We start from the raw sequence: 20,339 nt of genomic DNA on the forward strand, positions 1-20,339 counted from the left end.
GCCAGCACACCCTGTCCGGGCGCAGCTACCGTCCCAGCCGCTGTGCAACGATGAATCCGTGACAGCGACCTGGACCGAACCTGGAAACACCCCCCTCTCGCTGCTGCTTCTCGGCAAGGGCACCGACCCGGCGAGCGAGCGCGGCGTGGACTGCCCCGGTGATCTGCCCGCGCCCAGCGACCCCGATCTGGTGGCTCGCGCGACGGCGGCGAAGGCCGCGCTCGGCGACCGGGTGTTCGTGCTGGGGCACCACTACCAGCGCGACGAGGTCATCCAGTTCGCCGATGTCACCGGCGACTCGTTCAAGCTCGCCCAGCAGGCGGCGGCCCGGCCGGACGCGGAGTTCATCGTCTTCTGCGGCGTGCACTTCATGGCCGAGAGCGCGGACATCCTGACCACGTCCGCGCAGCGGGTCATCCTCCCGGACCTCGCGGCCGGCTGCTCGATGGCCGACATGGCGGTGCTGGGCCAGGTGGAGACCGCCTGGGAGCACTTCCAGGACCTGGGCATCGCGGGCGACATCGTCCCGGTCACCTACATGAACTCGTCGGCCGACATCAAGGGCTTCGTCGGCCGCAACAAGGGTGTCGTCTGCACCTCGTCCAACGCCAAGCGGGCGCTGACCTGGTCGTTCGAGCAGGGCAGCAAGGTCTTCTTCCTGCCCGACCAGCACCTGGGCCGCAACACCGCGGTGCTGGAGATGGGCTTCGACCTGGACGACTGCGTGCTCTACGACCCGCACAAGCCGCACGGTGGCCTCACCGACGAGCAGCTTCGCAACGCCAAGATGATCCTCTGGCGCGGGCACTGCTCGGTGCACGGCCGGTTCACCCTCGACAGCGTCCGTGAGGTCCGCGAGCGGGTGCCCGGGGTGAACGTGCTGGTCCACCCGGAGTGCCGGCACGACGTGGTCCGGGCCGCCGACCAGGTCGGCTCGACCGAATACATCATCAAGGCGCTGGACGCCGCGCCCGCCGGTTCGGCCTGGGCTGTCGGCACCGAGCTCAACCTGGTGCGCCGGCTCGCTCTGGCCCACCCGGACAAGCAGATCATGTTTCTCGACCGAACGGTCTGCTACTGCTCGACGATGAACCGGATCGACCTCCCCCACCTGGTGTGGGCCCTTGAGGAACTGGTCGCCGGACGGGTGCCGAACGTGATCTCGGTGGACGAGAAAACCGCTCACGAGGCCCGGGTAGCGCTCGACCAAATGCTCGCACTTCCGTAACTCTCAGTAGTCGAAAGATTTCACACCGGCGAGTGACGGCCCGGCTACTTGGTTTTCGGGCCGCCGCTACGACTGGCGGACTTGTCACTCAGCGCTATGCTTCCCCGGTTGCAGGATCGGGTACCCCCGCTCGAGTTCTGCCCACTCGATCACCGGGCGTCCGTACGCCCAACCGGCTGGAGGTTACGTTGACCGACGATGTCCTGATCGTGCACGGCGGTACGCCGCTGCAGGGACAGATCCGGGTCCGTGGCGCCAAGAACCTGGTCTCCAAGGCGATGGTCGCCGCGCTGCTCGGCGAGTCCCCGAGCCGTCTCTACGACGTCCCGCGCATCCGTGACGTCGAGGTCGTCCGCGGCCTGCTGGGCCTGCACGGCGTCAAGGTGAGCGACGGCGCCGAGGACGGCGAGCTGGTGATGGACCCCACGAACGTGGAGAGCGCCAGCACCGACGAGATCAACGTGCACGCCGGGTCCAGCCGGATCCCGATCCTGTTCTGCGGCCCGCTGCTGCACCGGCTCGGGCACGCGTTCATCCCCGACCTGGGCGGCTGCCACATCGGCCCGCGCCCGATCGACTTCCACATCCAGGCGCTGCGCGAGTTCGGCGCGGTGGTCGACAAGACGCCCGAGGGCATGCACCTGAGCGCCCCGAACGGGCTGCACGGCGCCAAGCTGGAGTTGCCGTACCCGAGCGTCGGCGCCACCGAGCAGGTCCTGCTCACCGCGGTCCGTGCCGAGGGCGTCACCGAGCTGCGCAACGCCGCGATCGAGCCGGAGATCATCGACCTGATCTGCATCCTGCAGAAGATGGGCGCGATCATCACGGTGCACACCGACCGGGTGATCGAGATCCAGGGTGTGCCCAAGCTCTACGGCTACGAGCACAAGCCGATCCCGGACCGGATCGAGGCCGCGAGCTGGGCCGCCGCCGCGCTCGCCACCCGCGGCGAGATCGAGGTGGTCGGCGCCCGGCAGGCCGACATGATGACGTTCCTGAACGTCTACCGGTCCATCGGCGGCGAGCTGAAGATCACCGACGACCGGGTCGCCCGCGCGGGCGTCACCGGCGCCGAGGGCGGCATCAAGTTCTGGCACCCGGGCACCGAGCTCAAGGCCGTGGCCCTGGAGACGGACGTGCACCCCGGCTTCATGACCGACTGGCAGCAGCCGCTGGTCGTCGCCCTGACCCAGGCGCGCGGCATCTCGATCATGCACGAGACGGTGTACGAGCAGCGGCTCGGCTACACCGAGGCGCTCAACTCGATGGGCGCCACCATCCAGGTGTACCGGGACTGCCTCGGCGGCACCCCGTGCCGGTTCGGCCGCCGCAACTTCAAGCACTCCGCGGTGATCGCCGGACCGTCCAAGCTGCACGCCGCCGACCTGGTCATCCCCGACCTGCGGGCCGGCTTCGCGCACCTGATCGCGGCACTGGCCGCCGAGGGCACCTCGCGGGTCTACGGCGTCAACCTGATCAAGCGGGGCTACGAGGACTTCGAGGCCAAGCTGGCCGCCCTCGGCGCTCACGTCGAACGCCCCTGAGCTGCGATTTCATTTCGATCAACGGCGCGGTGTGCTACACACCGCGCCGTTTGGCTACGCTCGTCTCGTGTCCCCGCTGTTTCGCCGCAAGCCAGTCGACCTCGTCGAAGACGCCACCGCCTCGGTAACCGAGACGGCGCCTCCCGACAACCGCCGCAAGAACTACACGCCGAGCAAGAAAGAGCTGGGTGTGGTGACGCCGAAACGCGTCCCCCAGGGCCGGCGGGTGGAGACGGCTCCGGCCGACCGCAAAGAGGCCATGAAGCAGATGCGCGACAAGCAGCGCGTCGAGCGGGCCGAGGCCAGCGCCGGCATGCGCAACGGCGACGAGCGTTACCTGCTGGCCCGCGACCGGGGGCCGGAGCGCTCGCTGGTCCGCGACATCGTCGACTCACGGCGCACGGTCGGCTCGTTCTTCATCGCCGGCGCGGTGATCGTGATGGTCGGCTCGCTGGTCAAGAACGACCTGGTCGCGCTGGCCAGCAACGTGTTGTGGGCGCTGCTCGCGTTCGCCGTGGTGGTCGACAGCATCTTCATCTCCCGGCGGATCAAGCGGACCGTTCAGGCCCGCTTCCCGAAGACCGACCAGCGGATGGGCTCGCTGTACCTCTACGGCATCATGCGCGGGCTGACGTTCCGCCGGATGCGGGTGCCGAAGACCAAGGTCGAGCTCGGCGCCAAGATCTGATCCTGCTGCTTCTCCGGAGCCCCGGCGCGCTGTGTGCGCGCCGGGGCTCCGTGCTTTCCCGGTTCGATCCCGCGCCTTCGCCGTGCTAGGGCAGGCCGGCGAGGCGCAGCAGCGCGGCGGTCGCGGCGGCGGCCACGACGACCAGCACGAACGGGGCTTTCCGCCAGGCCAGGAGGGCGCCGACGGCCACTCCCGCCGGGCGGGCGACTCCGGAGAACTCGGTGCCGGCCATCAGGGCGGCGGTTCCGGCGAGGGCGGCCAGCAGGGCGGCGGCGGCCATCGGGAGCAGGCGCTGGAGGGCGGGTGACAGCTCCAGGCGGTCGCGGAGCAGCACGCCGCTCAGCCGGATCGCGTAGGTGCCGGCGCCGAGGGCGATGATCGCGGCGATCAACATCAGTTCCTCCCGGAAGACGGTGCGGCGGGACCGGAGTGCTGGTGCGACGGCTCCTCCGGCGTGGCGGGCGCGGGGCGGCGGGGACGGAGCAGGACCAGGAGACCCAGGAGGGCGGCCAGGACCGGAAGGCCGGCCGGGAGGACCGGGGTCAGCAGCACCGCGAGGGCGGCGCCGGTCAGGGCGACCAGCCGGGTCTCCCGGTCCTTCAGCGACGGCAGGATCAGGGCGAGCAGGGCGGCCGGGAAGGCCGCGTCGAGGCCGAACGTGTCGGGGTCGCCCGTGACGCCGCCGAGCAGGACGCCCAGCACCGTGCCCACGTTCCAGGAGATCACCAGGGCGACGGCGACGAGCCAGTACGTACGGCGCCGGGCCTGCGGGGTCTCCTCGGCCAGGGTGAAGGCGACCACCTCGTCGGTCATCAGGTGACTGCCGATCAGGCGGTCACGCCAGCGCGGGCCGAGCGTGTCGGCGACCGCCAGACCGAACGGGAGGTGGCGGGCGTTCAGCAGGAGGCCGGCGAAGACCGCCGCGAGCGGGTTGCCCGCGGCTAGGAGACCGACCGCGAGGAACTGGGCGCCGCCGGCGAAGACGACGATCGACATCAGTGACGGGAGCCAGTTCGGAAGTCCGTACGCGATGGTGATGGCGCCGAACGACGCGCCCGTTGCCAGCGTCGCGGCGGCCAGCGCGGCCACGTCACGCGGACGGGCTCGCGTTCGATATACCGTACCCATAGTTCGTCATGTTGAACGAACCTGAATCGTTCGTCAAACCGAACAACCAGACCGATGGAGCGAACACTGATGGAGCAACCGGCGCCGCCGCTCGCCGTCATCGCCGCCGCGCTGCGCCGCGAACGGAACCTCGCCGGGATCTCCCTGGCCGAGCTGGCCCGCCGCGCCGGCCTGGCGAAATCCACGTTGTCGCAGCTCGAGGCCGGTGCCGGGAACCCCAGCATCGAGACGCTGTGGGCGCTCGGGGTGGCGCTCGGGGTGCCGTTCAGCCGGCTGGTCGAACCCGAGCCGGCCAAGGTCCGGGTCATCCGGGCGGGCGAGGGCGCGACCCGGCTGCGGGCGGACCGGGCCGACTTCGTGGCGACCCTGCTGGCGACGGGATCGCCGCACGTACGGCGGGACCTCTATCTGATGGAACTGGCGCCGGGCGAGGCCCGGGAGGCGGAGCCACACATCCCGGGCAGCGTCGAGCACATCGTGGTCGGATCGGGCCGGATCCGGACCGGGCCGGTCGAGGAGCCGGTCGAGGTCGGGCCGGGCGACTACGTGACGTTCCCCGGCGACGTTCCGCACCGCTACGAGGCGCTGGAGCCGTCCTGGGCCGTCCTGGTCATGGAGCACCGCTGACGTAGAGGCGGGCCACCACATCCTCGATGTCCGGCTCGACGACCGAGAGGTCACGGATCGGGACCGCCGCGACCAGGTCCGCCACGGCGGCGCCCGCGGTCACCCCGTCCAAGGCGAAGGTGACCCGGTGACGATCGGCCTCCACCCCGATCAGAGTGGCGCCCGGCAGCTCGAAGCCCTCCGGCAACGGCGACGACAGGTCGGCGACCAGGCTGCGGCGCGAACCGTACCGGGCGTGCAACGCCTCGATCGTGCCGTCGTGCACCACCCGGCCGTGGTCGATCACCACCAGGCGCTCGCAGAGCCGCTCGATGTCGGCCAGGTCGTGCGTGGTCAGCACCAGCGTGACGTCCCCGGTCCCGCCCAGCTCGGCCAGGAACGAACGGACCGCCTGCTTGCTCACCACGTCCAGGCCGATGGTCGGCTCGTCCAGGAAGAGCACCCGGGGGCCGTGCAGCAGCGCCGCGGTCAGTTCGCCGCGCATCCGCTGACCCAGCGACAACTGACGGACCGGGGTGTCCATGAACCCGTCCAGGTCGAGCAGCTCACGGCAGCGGCGCAGCCGTTCGCGGTGCTCCGCGGCCGGGACCCGGTAGATGTGTCTGAGCAGTGCGAACGACTCACCCAGCGGCAGGTCCCACCAGAGTTGGGAGCGCTGGCCGAAGACCACCCCGATGCGCAGGGCCAGCTTCGTGCGCTGCGGAACCGGGCGCAGGCCGCACACCTCGACCTGGCCGCCGGACGGGGAGAGCACGCCGGTCAGCATCTTCAGGGTCGTGGACTTGCCGGCGCCGTTCGGGCCGATGTAGCCGACCATCTCACCGGCGCCGATGTTCAGCGAGACGCCGGCGACAGCTTCAACGGTCCGTTTCTCCCTGCGGAAACGGCCGCTCTTCACACGTACGGCGAAATCTTTCCGGAGGTCTTCGGTTTTGATCATGATCCTGTGCTCCGGTAGTGACGGATTCCGGTGCGCCAGACGCCGGCGGCGACGGCCGCCACGGCGAACGCCGCGACCGGGGCGGCGAACCCGGCCCAGGACGGCAGGCCGAGGGGATCGGCGCGGCCGAGCAGAGCCAGCGCCGGCTGGTAGGAGATGAACGCGAAACCCAGGGCGTACGCGAAAAGACCGCGGAAGGCCGGACCGTAGACCGTGATCGGGTACGACGCGAAGTCCTTCCCGCCGTACGTGAAAGCGCTGCCCAACTCCCCCGAATCGACCCACCAGAAGGCCAGGCTCGCGCTGATCACGAAGATCGAGCCCATGAACACCGCACAGGACAGTGGGGCCAGGACGATCAGCGACACCCGGGCCGGCGTCCAATCGGGATCGTTCAGGCCGATCGCGACAGCCAGCACGCCGAAGCCGAACACCACTCGCACCAGCTTGCGGATCGGCAGGTCCATCAGCAGCAGCTGGGGCAGCGCGGCGAGCGGCCTGACCAGCACCGCGTCCAGGGTCCCGGCCCGCACATACGTCTTGAGCCGGTCGACGTTGCCGACCACGAAGTCGGCGAGCGCGAACCCGGCCGACGTGATGCCGGCCATCAGCAGCGCCTCGGGCAGGGTGAACCCGCCGATCCGGTCGGTGGCGCGGAACAGCACCAGCACCGTGAGCACGTCGAAGACCGTGGCGCCGACATTGCCGACCAGCTCGATCACGAACGAGGAGCGGTAGGAGAAGACCGAGCGGGCCTGGGCGCCCGCGAGCGCCGCGTACGCCCTCAGCTCACCCACCCTGCACCACCAGGCGGCGCTCGGCCCGGCGCTGCACCAGCGCGGCCAGCGCCAGCAGCGCGACCGCCCAGCAGCCCTGCAACGCGACCAGGGCGAGCTGCAGGCCCGGGCCGTCCCGCTCGGCCGCCACGTCCAGCGGCGTCTGCAGGATGCTGGGCAGCGGCGTGCCCAGCCAGAGCGTGACCGCCAACCAGTCCGGCAAGAGCCGCAGCGGGAAGTAGAGACCGCCCAGCACCCCGGCGCCGAGCACCCAGAACATGATCGGCCCACGGGCGTCGTGCAGCCAGTACGCGGTCGCGTTCACCAGGTAGCGGCAGCCGAAGCTGACCACCACCGCGATCAGCACGGAGAGCAGGAACAACGGGACCGTCTGCCAGCGTGTCGGCAGCCGCAACGGGAAGCAGAGGGCACCGACCAGGACCGGCGGGACGAATCGGGTGATCATTCCGTGCCCGGCCCGGCCCAGGTCAGCGGCGAGATATGCCATCAAAGGAGGCACCGGACGTAACAGATCGGCCGCGACATCACCGGTGCGGATGCGCTCGGCGAGCTCCGCCCAGCCCCACAGCATCACCACGCTGAGTAAACCTTGACCCAACCAGACGTACGTGGCCAGTTGCTCCGTGTCGTATCCGGCGGGCCGGCCGTCGAGTGTGCTCGCCGCCACGGCGAGCAGTACGTAGCAACGCACGTAGCCGAAGACTATGTTGGTGAACGTTCCGGCTATGGTGGCTTGACGATAGGTCGTGTACCGCCGGAAACCCGACCCGACCAGTGCACCGAAAGTACTAATCGAGCCGCGTAACGGACCGTCCGGAGAGATCGTGAGCACGCTGGCGTCCTTCCCGGCCACGCCGCTAGTCTCCTTCCAACTAACCCGCAGTGGAGCCGGGAGAATGTACCCGGGTCCCCGGGTAGCCACGGCTCGATTTTTTGACACACGTTGGAGTTCGCCGTGACGGAGCGTTGCCAATCGCCGGGCCCGGTCGCCCGATGAACGGTTGGAGCTCCCGCCCGGGCGCAGAAGGCTGGGACGACGAGCCGGCGTGGGTTTACGAGATCACCTGGGAGTGGGAGCCACTCCCCGGTCAGCGCTACCCGGGCGACCCGGGACGCCGGAAGGCCGTGCACACCCCGGTCTACGAGGCCTCCCGCGGCGGCTCCGCCGGGTCCGCGCCGGTCAGCCCGACACCGGCGAGCGGCGCGGCGCAGGGCCGTGGCCGGGTTCCGGCCGAGGACCCGCAGCGGTACGGCGGTAGCCAGCGCGACGCTCGGGAGGACCCGGCGTGGAACCGGCCCTACGGGGGGCCGGATCAGGCTCGTGGTGGTGCCCCCGTTTACGGGCGGGGAGTGCCGTCCGTACCGGTGAATCCGGGGCATCCCCAGACACCGGCGGCCCGGGGGCCGCAGGACGGACCCCGTCGGGGTGAACCTGGCGTGCCCGGTGGTCCCGGTCAGCGTGGGCCGGAGAACTGGAGTGGGCGGCCGCAGGGCGGGCCCGGTCAGCAGCAGCCATGGGGCCGTGGTGACGGGTTCGGGCCGGGGCAGGTTTCGCCGGCGCCGCACGGGCGTCCGGGCTCCGGGCCCGGTCAGCAGGGGCCCGGGCAGCAGGGTGGGCCTCAGCAAGGTGGGCCCGGTCAGCAAGGGCTTGGTCAGCAGGGTGGACCCGGTCGGGGTGGGGCGCAGGGGCCCGGTGGTCCTCGTGGGCCGATTCCGCCCGGTACTCCCGTTCCGCCGCGTCCGGGTGGTGGGCCGGTTTCGCCGCATCCGGGTGCTCCGCATTCGGGTGGTCCCGGCGGCGCGCGTCCGGGTGCGCCGTATTCGGGTGGTCCTGTCGCCCCGCATCCGGGTGTGCCGGTTCCTCCGCATTCAGGTGGCCCCGTTCCTCCGCATTCGGGTGGTTCCGTTCCTCCGCAGCACGCGGGTGGGGCGGACGGGTCGGGTCGTCAGCCGCGTTTCGGGGCGCCCGGTGGGTTCGCTCCGCAGTCCGAGCAGCAGCCCGGGTTCCAGGGGCGTCGTCCGATGCCCGAGCAGGGCGGCCCTCGGCCCATGCCGGAGCAGGGCGGACCCCGGCCGATGCCGGAACAGTCGCGGCCGGGGGTGGACCCTCGCCACGGTTCCGGGCAGCGGCCGGTGTCGCCGGCCGGGCCGACCTATGGCAGCGCGCGTCCGGCTCCCCCGGAGGCGTTCCCGGCACGGCCGGGACGCGACAGCGGGCGTACGCAGGACGCGCCGTTCGATCTGCGACCGGCTCCGCAGGAGCGGAACAGCCCGGCGCCGTCGCGTCCGGCGGCGCAGCCGACCCGGATGACTCCGCCGCAGCCGACCGTGGCGCCCGCGGCGATCTACCCGGGTGGGCCCGGCCAGCCGCCGGTTCGCCCAGGCCAGCCGCCGGCTCACGCTGGACAGCCCCCGGTCCGCCCCGGCCAGCCGCCAGCTCACGCTGGACAGCAACCGGCTCACCCCGGCCAGCCGCCGGTCCACGCTGGGCAGCCGCCGGTTCACCCCGGTCAGCCGCCAGCTCACGCTGGACAGCAACCGGTCCAGCCCGGCCAGCCGCCGATCCACGCTGGACAGCCGCCTGTTCGCCCGGGGCAGGCCGCGGTTCGCCCTGGTCAGGCGCCCTTCTCGCCTGGTCAGACGCCCGTGGTGCCTGGGCCTGACTATCGCCGTGACGAGCGCGAACGGGTCACCAACCAGCCGGTCTCCGGGATCGCCGCCGCGCCGGTCTCCGGGATCGCCGCCGCGCCGGTCTCCGGGATCGCCGCCGCGCCGGTCTCCGGCATCGCCGCCGCACCTGTCTCCGGCATCGCCGCCGCACCTGTCTCCGGCATCGCCGCCGCACCTGTCTCCGGGATCGCCGCCACACCGGTCCCTGGGGTCGCCTCGGCGCCTGTCTCAGGCGTCGCCAGCCCGGTTCCTGGCAACGCGCCGGTTTCCGGGATCGCCGCCACCCCGGTCCCCGGAGCCGCCTCGGCGCCTGTCTCAGGCGTCGCCGGCCCGGTTCCCGGCAACGCGCCGGTTTCCGGGATCGCCGGTCCTGTTCCGAACATCGCGCCTGTCTCGGGTACGGCCGCGCCGGTCGCCGGGCCGCCGGTGCCGGACCAGCACCGGGCGGGCGGATTCCACTCGGGACAGCCTCAACACGGACAGCCTCAACACGGGCAGCCGCAATACGGACAGCCCGGGCACGGACAGCCCGGGCATGGTCAGTCTGGGCACGGACAACCCGGCCACGGTCAGTCCGGTTCGGGCGCGGGTGGTCCGATCGTTTCGGATGATTCCGCGCAGGCGAGGAACGCCGGGCGGGCCGACTCGGGATTCGCGCTTCCGCAGCACGGTGGCGAGGCGTTCCCGCCGGTGGAGCACGCCCCGGCAGTCGACCCGCGCCGGGTCACCCCGGACGTGCCGGGCTCGGCCTCCGCGGCCGGACACGGCATGCCGATCGCGGAATCGAGTGCCCCGGTCACCGGGGTTCCCGCTGTGGAGGAGAGCACCCCGGTCGCCGGAATGCCTGCCGTACAGCCGAACGCACCGGTCACCGGGATTCCGTTCGCGGAGGCCGGGCCGGGAGCGCCCGCGGGTACGCAGCCCCCGGCACAGCCTGTCGCGATGCCGCAATCTGCTGCGCCGCAGCCGGTTGCGATGCCGCAGCCTCCGGCGGAGGAGCCGCGCGGGCTGGGGTGGCTGCTGTCGATGAGCGGGCTCGGCGCGGAGACGCCGGTGCCCGATACCTCGCCGCTGGCGGAACCGGAGAGTTCCGCCGATGTCACGGAGGACACGCAGCCGACCGGCTGGTTCGCCCCCGGCACCGACGACTCGACGGACAGCGACACCGAGGCCGCCGACACGACGACCGACAGCGCGACCACCAACGAGGCGCCGACCGACGACAGCGCGACCACCAACGAGGCGCCGACCGACGACACCACGGCCGGCAACACCTGGGTCAACGAAACCACGGCCAACAGCACGACGGTCGGCGACGCGACGACCGACAGCACGACCACCAACAAGGCGCCGACCGACGACACCACGGCTGGCAACACCTGGGTCAACGGCACGACGAGTGGCAACACCACGGTCGACAACACCACGGTCGACAACACCACGGTCGACAACACCACGGTCGACAACACGACGGCCGACAGCACGACGGCCGGCGACATGACGGCCGACAAGGTGCCGACCGACGACACCACGGCCGGCAACACCTGGGTCAACGGCACGACGAGTGCCGACACCACGGTCGGCGACACGACGGCCGACAGCGCGGCGGTCGGCGGTGCAGGCACGTGGGGTTCCGCGAGTATCGCGGAGAGGTTCGGCTTCGGGGCGGGTCAGGAGCCCATCGCGCCGGTCGCCGATTCCACGGTGGTCAGCGGGGGCACCGCGCCGGTCCACGGCGGCACGGCTGGTGCGGGGGTCGCCGATCCGGTCGACGAGTCTTTCCGCAGCGCCAATGCCGCGGAGTACGGCGACGAGACGCCGACCGGGTCCGGGGAGGTTCTGGGGCACGGGTCTTCGGGTGTGGAGCACAACGCCGAGGTCGCGAGCCTTGTGAGCGAACCGAACGGTGTCGAGCTGCCCGGCGTGACCGATTCTGAGCATGTACTCGACGGATTCCACGCGGCCGATAAACCGTTCGGTGACGAAAGCGGTTCGGGCAAGGACGCTCCGGTGTCCGGGACGACGTCATCGACGGGCGAGTCCGCGGCCGACGTGATCGCGGCGCTGTTCGCCGCTTTGAAGCAGGAAATCCCTGTCGCCTTCGAATACGACAGCCCTATCGGCGGCCGGCACGAAAGCTCTGTCTCCACAGAACAGGAAACCCCTGCCACCGCCGCGACCGTAAACCCCGTCACCGGCCGACACGAAAGCCCTGGCACCGCAGAGCACGAAAGCCCTGCGACCGCCGCGACCGACAACCTTGTCGCCGTTGAGGACGGGCACTCGGTGCCGGTCGTCACGGAGCACATGACAGCCGCTGTCGACGAGCACACGGCAGTGGTTGCGGAGCATGTGACGACCAGTGGGAACACCACGACGGACGCCCAACCGGTGGACGCCGTTGAGCCGGTCGAGGCAGAGCCGGTAGACGTGGTCGAGCCGGCCGAACCCGAGCCGGTAGACGCGGTTGAGCCGGTCGAGGCAGAGCCAGTAGTGGTGGTCGAGCCGGCCGGAGCCGAGCCGGTAGACGCCGTTGAGCCAGTCGAGGCAGAGCCGATAGACGTGGTCGAGCCGGCCGAACCCGAGCCGGTAGACGCGGTTGAGCCGGTCGAGGCAGAGCCAGTAGACGTGGTCGAGTCGGTCGAAGCCGAACCAGCGGACGTGGTTGAGCCGGTGGCGGCCATCGCTGTCCCGGCCGTCGTGGACGCGCCGGCCGCGGACGGAACGGACAGTGCCTTCGCGGCGGCCGATCCGGGAGTGGACCCGGAATCGTCGGCTGCCCCGACGGCCGCGACGCCGGATGCTGGGGCGGGCGCGACGCCGGCCGCCGAGACGGTTGTAGCCGGAGACGGCGAGGCGGGCGGGATCGCCGGGACGGCTCCGGAAGCGCCGGACCCGACCGAGGCCCAGGCCGTTGACCTCAGTGTGTCCACAGCGGCGGCCGAGGACGCTGTCGGCCGCCCTGCACAAGGGGCGGAAGAGAGCACGGAAGGCGCGGACGCCCGTACCGGAAAGGCCGCGGACGAGCGTGCGGAAGGCGCCGGCGCTCGCACCGGAAAGACCTCGGAAGAACGCACGGGAGACGCCGACCCCCGTGCCGGAAAGACCTCGGAAGAGCACACGGCAGACGCCGACGGCCGTACCGGAAAGACTGCGGAGGACGCCGACAGCCGTAGCGGAAAGACTGCGGAGGACGCCGACAGCCGTCGCGGGAAGGCCGCGGGAGAGCGTGAGGCGGACGCGGACGGCCGTACCGGAGAGTCCGGGAATGATCGCGTCGAAGACGCGGCGGCGGCGCCGATCCGGCAGCGACGGAACCAGCATGCCCCCACGGACCGCCGCCGGGCCGACCCGGAGGAGATCCTGGCCGCGTACCCGTGGATGTTCGATCCGCGGACGCTCCGGGAGCAGGTCGACGAGCCGGACCGGCTCTGGGATCTCGCGGACCGGCTGACCGACCGGCTGGAGTTCGCCGAGCGGGACCTCGACCGGGCCGGACTGCTCAGCCTGCGTGCGGTCGTCTCGCGGGTGCTGGGCGAGCTGGACAGCGCGGTCGCCGACGGGCGGGAGGCGCTGCGGCACGCCGAGGCGAGCGCGCACGCGCGGACCATCTCGGTCGCGCGGGCCCGGCTCGCGCACGTGCTGCACTGGCGGGACGAGTTCGACGAGGCGGACCGGCTCTACGCGCGGGCCGACTCGCCGGAGCTGCCGGCCCGGGTCCGTGCCGAGATCCGGGAGCTGGCCGGGCGGTCGGCGTTCGAGCAGGGCCGGTTCCTGGAGGCCGTGAACCACTTCGAGCGTGCCCTGGACCTGTGCCAGGGTGGCGACGCGGAGCTGGTGGAGCGGGTCGAGCTGGCTCTCGACGTGATCACCCGGCGGTCGGTGGACGGCTGGGGCCCGTACCCGCGCGGGCGCGACGAGCTGCTGAACCTGCCGTCGGCGCCGACGCCGCTGCGGGACGACGGCACCGGCCTCTGGGGGTACGCGGCGGCCGTCGAGCCGCGGTACGCGCAGGCGCAGGCGTTCGCCGAGGGTGCCGCCTGGGTGCGGCGCCCGGAGTCGAACGCGTGGGAGCTGATCGACCGGTCCGGGACGGTGCTGATCGGCGCCGACTCCGGCTATCTCGCGGCCGACAAGTTCGCCGAGGGGCTGGCCTGGGTCACCCGGGATCCCCAGGGCGGCTGGTTCGCGATCGACCGGAACAACCGGCTGATCGTGCCGGGCGGCTTCGAGGACGTCCGGCCGTTCCGGAACGGGCTGGCACTGTTCCGGCGCGCCGGTGGCTGGGGCGCCATCGACCGGCACGGGCGGATCGCGGTGCAGCCGAAGTACCGGCAGTTCGCCACGGTGCTGAGCAGCGGTGGGCCGGTCGACGGCTTCGGCGAGGACGGCTTCGCGGTGGTCGACACGGGTAACGGCCTGGGCGTGGTCGACCGGACCGGGCAGCCGGTGATCCCACCGGTGCACAAGGCCGTGGTGATCCACCCGTCGGCGTTCCTGATCGCCGACGAGGCGGGACGCTGGGGTGCGCTGGACCGGCAGGGACAGCCACTGGTGGAGACCCGGTACGTGGAGCGCGCGGAGGCGGTCGTCGAGCTCGGGCGGGTCCGTCCGGACGCGAGGCCGGTGCTCTGAGATCCGGTTAGGGTCGGCGGATGGAGTTCCGTCATCTCGGCCGTTCCGGCCTGTTGGTCAGTGAGATCGCCTACGGCAACTGGATCACCCACGGGTCCCAGGTGGAGGAGGAGGCCGCGCTCGCGTGCGTGCGCGCGGCCCTCGACTGCGGGATCACCACTTTCGACACCGCCGACGTCTACGCCGGTACCCGCGCCGAGGAGGTGCTGGGCCGGGCGCTGAAGGACGAGCGACGCGACGGCCTGGAGATCCTCACCAAGGTGTACTGGCGGATCGGGCCGGGCGCGAACGACAGCGGCCTGTCCCGCAAGCACATCATGGCCTCGATCGACGGCTCGCTGCGCCGGCTGGGCACCGATCATGTCGACGTCTACCAGGCGCACCGGTTCGACCATCGGACTCCGCTGGCCGAGACCATGGAGGCGTTCGCCGACGTGGTGCACCGGGGCAAGGCGCACTACATCGGCGTCTCGGAGTGGACCGCCACCCAGATCCGGGCGGCGAAACCGCTGGCCGACGAGCTGAAGATCCGGCTGGTGTCGAACCAGCCCCAGTACTCGATGCTGTGGCGGGTGATCGAGGCCGAGGTGGTGCCGGCGTCGCGGGAGCTGGGGCTGGGCCAGATCGTCTGGTCGCCGCTGGCGCAGGGCGTGCTGACCGGCAAGTACCGGGTGGGTGAGCAGCCGCCGGCCGGGTCGCGGGCCACCGACGAGAAGTCCGGGGCCGGTTTCATCGCCCGGTGGCTGGAGGACGACGTGCTGAACGCGGTCGCCCGGCTGAAGCCGCTGGCGGACGAGGCCGGCCTGACCATGGGGCAGCTCGCCATCGCGTGGGTGCTGCACAACCCGAACGTGTCCGCGGCGATCATCGGCGCGTCCCGGCCCGAGCAGGTCCGGGACAACGCGAAGGCGTCCGGGGTGAAGCTGGACGACGGGCTGCTGAAGGCGATCGACGAGATCGTCGACCCGGTCGTCACCCGGGATCCGGCGCTCACGACCAGCCCGGTCGGCCGGCCGTGAGCAGCCGGTCCTAGTTCGACCAGAAGCGCATCAGGTCGAATCCGTCGGAGACCAGCCCCGGGTGCAGGTGGAGCAGCTCGGCGATCGAGCTGACCAGCCGGTAGAAGTAATCACCGGCGCTGGTCTGCCAGAGCGCCACGAACAGCAGCAGGAAGCCGAACGGCGCGAACATGTCCCAGGCGCGCCGGTAGGCCGGGTTCAGCCAGGGCCGCAGGATGCTGCCGCCGTCCAGGCCCGGGATCGGCAGCAGGTTCAGCACGCTCGCGGTGATCTGCAGGAACGCGACCAGCGAGAGCGCCTGCCAGAACTCCGGGTGCTCGGTGTAGACGAACGTCCGGCTGCCGGTCTCGACGAAGTCCGGGCCGAGGCCCAGCAGGAACGGCATGGCCGCCACCAGCGCGAGGATCACGTTGGTGAGCGGCCCGGCCGCGCTGATCAGTGAGTCCTTGAGCCGGCTGTTGATGTACCGGTGGTCGATCCAGACCGCGCCGCCGGGCAGGCCGATGCCGCCGAGGATCACCACGACCACCGGCAGCACGATCGACAGCAGCGGGCTGGTGTACTTCAGCGGGTTGAGCCGCAGGTACCCACGCTCGGCCACGGTCAGGTCGCCGGAGAAGAACGCGGCGACGGCGTGCGCGTACTCGTGCAGGCAGAGCGAGACGAGCCAACCGGAGACGACGAACAGGAACACGTCCAACCCGACGTTGCCGAACTTCGTCCAGACCAGGAAGCCGCTCACCGCGAAGATCGCGACGATGCCGACGAAGACCGGGCTCGGGATGAACGCGTGCCGGGGGGTACGGGTGAAAACCGGTTCGTAGGTCACGTCATTCCGCCGGTTGCAGGCTCATCTGGTAATCGACCCGATCGTCCTCGACCAGCGTGACCGTGCTGACCCCGCCGGCCTGCAATCCGCGCCACTCCTGGCCGATCCAGGACTCGGCGTCGGCCTGACTGCTGAACGTCTCGGCCGGTCCTTCGACAGCTTTGCCGTCGACGTCCTCGTACCGCCAACTCCACGGCATTGGGCCGCCCCCCTCACGTCGTACGTCGGTGGCCTTCCACCCTACGGCTTGTGCGTGTGCGACCCGGCTTTAAGGTACGGGGCATGTCCGAAGATCGGTGGAACACGGTCCTGGTGCTCGGCGGGATCCGCTCCGGCAAATCCGCGTTCGCCGAATCGCTGGTGGCCGACGCCCCGGCGGTACGGTATGTCGCCACCGCGGTGGGCGGCGAGGACGACCCGGAGTGGCTGGCCCGGATCGAGGAACATCAGCGGCGCCGCCCGCAGTCCTGGTCGACCGAGGAGACCGGCGCCGACCCGGCCCGGCTCACCGAGCTGCTGTCCGAGGCGAAGCCCGATGACACGCTGCTCGTCGACGATCTGGGTGGCTGGGTGGCCGCGGTGCTCGACCCGGCGCGGCAGCCGAACGACGACGAGGCGGACGTGGCGGCGCTGGCCGCCGCGGTGCGCTCCACCCCGGCGCGGGTGGTGCTGGTCAGCCCCGAGGTCGGTCTCTCGCTGGTGCCGGTCACCCCGGTCGGACGGGCCTTCGCCGACGCGCTGGGCACCACGAACCAGTCGCTCGCCGACGCCTGTGACGGTGTGGTGCTGGTGGTGGCCGGCCAGCCGACCTGGCTCAAGGGCAAGGCCGGGATCGCCACCCCGGCCCCGCGACCGAAGCCGCCCGCCGCCGCCACCCCGGCGCCGCCCCCTCCGCCGGTCTTCGTCACTCCCCCCGCCGACCCCGCTTTCGTCGCGACGCCGGTCGAGGCGGAGGTGGTGGCTCCGCCCGTGGCCGAGCCCTTCGACGCGCTCCAGGGGCGCACCCAGACGCTGCCGCTGATCGCCTCCGGCCTCACCGTCATCCAGCCGGGCATGGACCTGCCGCTGCCGAGCAGCGAGGCCGGCCCGGACGCCCGGGACCGCCTCGGCATGCTCGACCTGCCCGGCGCCGGGCTCGGCATGGTCGCCGAGGCGGTCGAGTTCGCCGCCTCGACCCAGGACAGCACCGCCCCGCGCCCGTGGTCGTCGGTCCGCGTCGTGGTGATCTCCGGCCGGCACGGCGGCGGTGCCGCCGCCGGCGCCGACTCGCTGGACGCCGAGCGCCGGGTCGCCGAGGCCGAGCTGGGCATCGGCCTGCTGGGCCGGCTGGCCGGGCAGGCCGGTGCGGACATCGCCGTGCTGCGGGTGCGGTCCGCCGGAGCGATGGAGGACGGCCCGGTCGCCGAGGCGGGCGCCGTCGAGGCCGCCCTGCGCCAGGGCTGGCAACTCGCCGACGAGGCCGCCGACGCCGGCCGGGACGCGCTGCTGCTGGCCGGGATCGGGGTCGGGGTGGAGGCCGTGGCGACCGCGGTGCTCGCCGCCACCACCGGCGCCGAGGCCGCCGCGACGCTCCCCCGGGTGCTGCTGCCCGGCGGACGGTTCGACGACAATGCCTGGATGGTCCGCTGCGGCGCGGTCCGCGACGCACTGCACCGCATCCGGCACGAGCCGCGCGGCGCCCATGACATCCTGCGCGAACTCGGCGGCCTGGACCTGGCGGTCGCCACGGGCCTGCTGCTCGGTGCGGCCGCCCGGCGCATCCCGGTGCTGCTGGACGGTCCGCTGGGCATCGCGGCCGGGCTGATCGCCCGGGATCTGGCCGGGCAGACCCGGCACTGGTGCCTGCTGCCCGAGGCGGGGACGCTGGCGCTGGTCAAGCAGGGTGCGGACGTGCTCGGCCTGACGCCGGTCCTGGAACTGGGGCTGGACCTGGGCGAGGGGGCGAACGCCCTGGCGGCGCTGCCGATGCTGCGCACGATGGTGGGGCTGGCCGCGGCGCTGCCGGTGCATCCGGCGTTGCTGGATGAGCACGGCGACGCCGGCCTCGACGACGACCCCGACGTGACGGCCGTCAACCTCATCAACGACGGGTTCGGGAACCTGGCCACCGGACTCGACAGCGAGGACGACGCCGGCGACAGCGAGGACGGTGCCGGCGACAGCGAGGACGGTGCCGGCGGCGTCGAGAGCGGCGCGGCCGGGCGGTCGTGACCGGCGAGCGGGCGGCCCGGGCCGGGCGCTGGCCGGCCGGGATGCGGCTGGCGGTCACCACGCTGACCGTCCTCCCGGTGCGCGGTGGCCGGGTCGACCGGCCCGTCGCGGCCGTCGCGATGGGTCTCGCCCCGCTGATCGGCGCGCTGCTGGGCGTGGTGCTCGCGGGCCTGAACGAGGGCCTGCGGGCGCTCGGCGCGCCCCTGCTTGTCGCCGCCGGGATCACGGTGGCCGCCGGTGCGCTGTTCACCCGGGGTCTGCATCTGGACGGCCTGGCGGACACGGTCGACGCGCTCGGCTCCTACCGCTCCGGACCCGCCGCTCTGGAGATCATGAAGAAGCCGGACATCGGGCCGTTCGGGGTCGTGGCGCTCGCCGCGACCGTGCTGATCCAGGCCGCTTCGATCGCCGCCCTGGGCTGGTGGCCGATCGTGATCGGGTGGACCGCCGGCCGGCTCGCCATCTCGCTGGCCTGCCGCCGCGGTGTCCCCTCGGCCCGTCCCGGGGGGCTGGGCGCGATGGTCGCCTCGACGGTCCCCACCCTCGCCGTCGTCTCGGTCGCGGCCGTCGTGCTCGCCGCCGCGATCCCGGCGGTTCCGGGCCGTCCCTGGCAGGGCCCGCTCGCCGTGGTCGTCGCCCTCGGGGCGGTTCTCCTGCTGCTCCGGCACTGCACCCGCCGCCTCGGTGGCGTCACCGGCGATGTTCTGGGCGCCTGTGCGGAGCTGGGCACCACGCTCACGTTGATCACGCTGACCCTGCGCTGACGCTTCGCTCGTGCGGGATCGCACGGGGCTTGGCCCGCGAGGGCTGGGGGCGGGACTCCATGGTCGTACCCCGGCCAAGGGTTTGACGTGCGCGAAGCCGGCCCGGTGGCGCGCGACGGCCGGTCCTGCCGGCCGCCGCGCGTGGGGTCTTCTCGCGTCAGCGGACGGAGGGGTTGACGAACGGCGGCTTGACCAGGCGGGCCTCGGTACGGCGGCCGCGGATGTCGATCTCGACGACGGCACCGTCGGGGAGCGCCGGGTCGGTGTCGATGAGGGCGAGCGCGATGCCGATCTTCTTCGTCGGGGAGAACGTTCCGCTCGTGGTCTCGCCGACCTGGGTGGCGCCGGAGAAGATCGGCATGTGGCCGCGCGGGATTCCGCGGCCGGTCAACTCCAGGCCGCGAAGGGTGCGGCGGGGGCCGGCCTCCTTCTCGGCGAGCAGGGCCTCGCGGCCCCAGAACGACGGCTTGGACCAGCCGACCGCCCAGCCGGAGCGGGCCTGGACCGGGCTGATCTCCAGGGACAGCTCCTGGCCGTGCAGCGGGTAGCCCATCTCGGTGCGCAGCGTGTCGCGGGCGCCGAGGCCGCACGGGCGGACCCCGGCGGAGATCAGCGCGTCCCAGACCGTGCCGGCGCCGTCCCACGGGATGACCAGTTCGTAGCCGTGCTCGCCGGTGTAGCCGGTGCGGCAGACCACCATCGGGGCGTTGTCGAGCCGAGCCTCGGTGAAGGACATGTAGTCGTGGTCGGTCGGCAGGCCGAGCTTGGCGAGGACGGCCGCGGAGCCGGGGCCCTGGACGGCGAGGACGGCGAAGTCGCGGTGCAGGTCGGTGACCTTGATGCCGGCGGGGGCGGCGGCGGAGAGCCGGCGGACGACCTCCGCGGTGTTCGCGGCGTTCGGGATCAGGAAGACGTCGTCGGGGCCGTAGAGGTACGCGATCAGGTCGTCGACCACGCCGCCGGAGGGGTCGCAGCAGAGCGTGTACTGCGCCTTGCCGGGGGCGATCCGGGCCAGGTCGTTGGTGAGGCAGGAGTTCACGAAGTCGGCGGCGCCGGGACCCTGCACGCGGGCCTTGCCGAGGTGCGAGACGTCGAAGACGCCGGCCGCCTCGCGGACCGACGCGTGCTCCCGCAGAACGCCGCCGCCGGCGTATTCCAGTGGCATCTCCCAGCCACCGAACGGGGCGAATTTCGCCCCCAGTGCGGCGTGACGATCGTGCAGCGGGGAGCGCGAGAACTCGGCAGACATGAGACTCAAC

17 protein-coding genes are annotated in these 20,339 nt (G+C 72.1%); 8 read left to right on the forward strand and 9 right to left on the reverse strand.

Annotated features, from left to right (window positions below; genetic code table 11):
* Positions 1 to 58 precede the first annotated feature (58 nt).
* The 3 genes from nadA (at position 59) to CHC09_RS08490 (ending at position 3,460) form a co-directional block, all read left to right on the forward strand.
* Positions 59 to 1,228, forward strand: coding sequence for a quinolinate synthase NadA (gene nadA, locus CHC09_RS08480; protein WP_089292407.1), 1,170 nt, complete (start codon positions 59 to 61; stop codon positions 1,226 to 1,228).
* A 188-nt stretch (positions 1,229 to 1,416) separates the two neighbouring features.
* Complete coding sequence (gene murA / locus CHC09_RS08485; RefSeq protein ID WP_089292408.1) at positions 1,417 to 2,772, forward strand: UDP-N-acetylglucosamine 1-carboxyvinyltransferase; 1,356 nt, start codon at positions 1,417 to 1,419, stop codon at positions 2,770 to 2,772.
* Positions 2,773 to 2,839: 67 nt separating this feature from the next.
* Positions 2,840 to 3,460 carry a DUF3043 domain-containing protein gene (locus CHC09_RS08490; protein WP_089292409.1) on the forward strand — a complete coding sequence of 207 codons (621 nt, stop codon included), beginning with the start codon at positions 2,840 to 2,842 and terminating at the stop codon, positions 3,458 to 3,460.
* 85 nt (positions 3,461 to 3,545) lie between these two features.
* Here CHC09_RS08490 and CHC09_RS08495 read toward each other — a convergent pair whose 3' ends face one another.
* Positions 3,546 to 3,854 (reverse strand): AzlD domain-containing protein, encoded by a 309-nt coding sequence (locus CHC09_RS08495; protein WP_089292410.1) that lies wholly within the window; start codon positions 3,852 to 3,854, stop codon positions 3,546 to 3,548.
* The gene (locus tag CHC09_RS08500) at positions 3,854 to 4,588 is read right to left on the reverse strand and encodes an AzlC family ABC transporter permease (RefSeq protein ID WP_089292411.1); all 735 of its coding nucleotides are present in this window, start codon (positions 4,586 to 4,588) and stop codon (positions 3,854 to 3,856) included. Before CHC09_RS08500 ends, CHC09_RS08495 begins: the two co-directional genes overlap by 1 nt.
* 69 nt (positions 4,589 to 4,657) lie before the next feature.
* Here CHC09_RS08500 and CHC09_RS08505 point away from each other — a divergent pair, with 69 nt between their 5' ends.
* Entirely contained in the window at positions 4,658 to 5,215 is a 558-nt protein-coding gene (locus CHC09_RS08505) for a helix-turn-helix domain-containing protein (protein WP_179276979.1), read from the forward strand.
* Here the strand turns inward: CHC09_RS08505 and CHC09_RS08510 are convergent.
* From CHC09_RS08510 to CHC09_RS44975, 4 genes are all read right to left on the reverse strand, one after another.
* A complete protein-coding gene (locus CHC09_RS08510; RefSeq protein WP_089292412.1) occupies positions 5,199 to 6,155 on the reverse strand; it encodes an ABC transporter ATP-binding protein in 957 nt (318 codons plus the stop codon). The genes CHC09_RS08505 and CHC09_RS08510 overlap by 17 nt on opposite strands.
* A complete protein-coding gene (locus tag CHC09_RS08515) occupies positions 6,152 to 6,952 on the reverse strand; it encodes an ABC transporter permease (protein WP_089292413.1) in 801 nt (266 codons plus the stop codon). Before CHC09_RS08515 ends, CHC09_RS08510 begins: the two co-directional genes overlap by 4 nt.
* A complete protein-coding gene (locus tag CHC09_RS08520; protein ID WP_089292414.1) occupies positions 6,945 to 7,805 on the reverse strand; it encodes an ABC transporter permease in 861 nt (286 codons plus the stop codon). Before CHC09_RS08520 ends, CHC09_RS08515 begins: the two co-directional genes overlap by 8 nt.
* 1,016 nt (positions 7,806 to 8,821) lie before the next feature.
* Positions 8,822 to 9,520, reverse strand: a complete 699-nt coding sequence (locus tag CHC09_RS44975; protein WP_143232239.1) for a hypothetical protein — start codon at positions 9,518 to 9,520, stop codon at positions 8,822 to 8,824.
* 81 nt (positions 9,521 to 9,601) lie between these two features.
* On the opposite strand from CHC09_RS44975, the gene CHC09_RS48330 reads away from it, so the two are divergent.
* A complete protein-coding gene (locus tag CHC09_RS48330) occupies positions 9,602 to 14,257 on the forward strand; it encodes a WG repeat-containing protein (RefSeq protein ID WP_280523919.1) in 4,656 nt (1,551 codons plus the stop codon).
* A 20-nt stretch (positions 14,258 to 14,277) separates the two neighbouring features.
* Positions 14,278 to 15,276: an aldo/keto reductase family protein gene (locus CHC09_RS08540; protein ID WP_089292417.1), complete on the forward strand. Its 999-nt coding sequence runs from the start codon at positions 14,278 to 14,280 to the stop codon at positions 15,274 to 15,276.
* Between the two features lie 10 nt (positions 15,277 to 15,286).
* Here CHC09_RS08540 and CHC09_RS08545 read toward each other — a convergent pair whose 3' ends face one another.
* Positions 15,287 to 16,105 (reverse strand): site-2 protease family protein, encoded by an 819-nt coding sequence (locus CHC09_RS08545; RefSeq protein WP_089292418.1) that lies wholly within the window; start codon positions 16,103 to 16,105, stop codon positions 15,287 to 15,289.
* A gap of 1 nt (position 16,106) precedes the next feature.
* Positions 16,107 to 16,304: a hypothetical protein gene (locus CHC09_RS08550; RefSeq protein ID WP_089292419.1), complete on the reverse strand. Its 198-nt coding sequence runs from the start codon at positions 16,302 to 16,304 to the stop codon at positions 16,107 to 16,109.
* An 83-nt stretch (positions 16,305 to 16,387) separates the two neighbouring features.
* Between CHC09_RS08550 and CHC09_RS08555 the strand changes: the two genes are divergently transcribed.
* Both CHC09_RS08555 and CHC09_RS08560 read left to right on the forward strand, forming a co-directional pair.
* A complete protein-coding gene (locus tag CHC09_RS08555; RefSeq protein WP_089292420.1) occupies positions 16,388 to 18,316 on the forward strand; it encodes a bifunctional adenosylcobinamide kinase/adenosylcobinamide-phosphate guanylyltransferase in 1,929 nt (642 codons plus the stop codon).
* A 41-nt stretch (positions 18,317 to 18,357) separates the two neighbouring features.
* On the forward strand, positions 18,358 to 19,080 hold the full coding sequence (locus CHC09_RS08560; protein WP_089292656.1) for an adenosylcobinamide-GDP ribazoletransferase: 723 nt from the start codon (positions 18,358 to 18,360) through the stop codon (positions 19,078 to 19,080).
* Positions 19,081 to 19,237: 157 nt separating this feature from the next.
* Here the strand turns inward: CHC09_RS08560 and gcvT are convergent, their stop codons facing one another.
* Positions 19,238 to 20,329, reverse strand: coding sequence for a glycine cleavage system aminomethyltransferase GcvT (gene gcvT, locus CHC09_RS08565; protein WP_089292421.1), 1,092 nt, complete (start codon positions 20,327 to 20,329; stop codon positions 19,238 to 19,240).
* Positions 20,330 to 20,339: the final 10 nt, after the last annotated feature.

Source organism: Actinoplanes regularis (genome assembly GCF_900188005.1).
GTDB lineage: Bacteria > Actinomycetota > Actinomycetes > Mycobacteriales > Micromonosporaceae > Actinoplanes > Actinoplanes regularis.

What these genes read in the sequence shown, in the direction of transcription:
- CHC09_RS08555 (WP_089292420.1), top strand. Translation starts at nt 16,388, where the DNA reads ATGTCCGAAGATCGGTGGAACACGGTCCTGGTGCTCGGCGGGATCCGC.
- CHC09_RS08505 (WP_179276979.1), top strand. Translation starts at nt 4,658, where the DNA reads ATGGAGCAACCGGCGCCGCCGCTCGCCGTCATCGCCGCCGCGCTGCGC.
- CHC09_RS08495 (WP_089292410.1), bottom strand. Translation starts at nt 3,854, where the DNA reads ATGTTGATCGCCGCGATCATCGCCCTCGGCGCCGGCACCTACGCGATC.
- CHC09_RS08510 (WP_089292412.1), bottom strand. Translation starts at nt 6,155, where the DNA reads ATGATCAAAACCGAAGACCTCCGGAAAGATTTCGCCGTACGTGTGAAG.
- CHC09_RS08500 (WP_089292411.1), bottom strand. Translation starts at nt 4,588, where the DNA reads ATGGGTACGGTATATCGAACGCGAGCCCGTCCGCGTGACGTGGCCGCG.
- gcvT (WP_089292421.1), bottom strand. Translation starts at nt 20,329, where the DNA reads ATGTCTGCCGAGTTCTCGCGCTCCCCGCTGCACGATCGTCACGCCGCA.
- CHC09_RS08560 (WP_089292656.1), top strand. Translation starts at nt 18,358, where the DNA reads ATGCGGCTGGCGGTCACCACGCTGACCGTCCTCCCGGTGCGCGGTGGC.
- CHC09_RS08550 (WP_089292419.1), bottom strand. Translation starts at nt 16,304, where the DNA reads ATGCCGTGGAGTTGGCGGTACGAGGACGTCGACGGCAAAGCTGTCGAA.
- CHC09_RS08540 (WP_089292417.1), top strand. Translation starts at nt 14,278, where the DNA reads ATGGAGTTCCGTCATCTCGGCCGTTCCGGCCTGTTGGTCAGTGAGATC.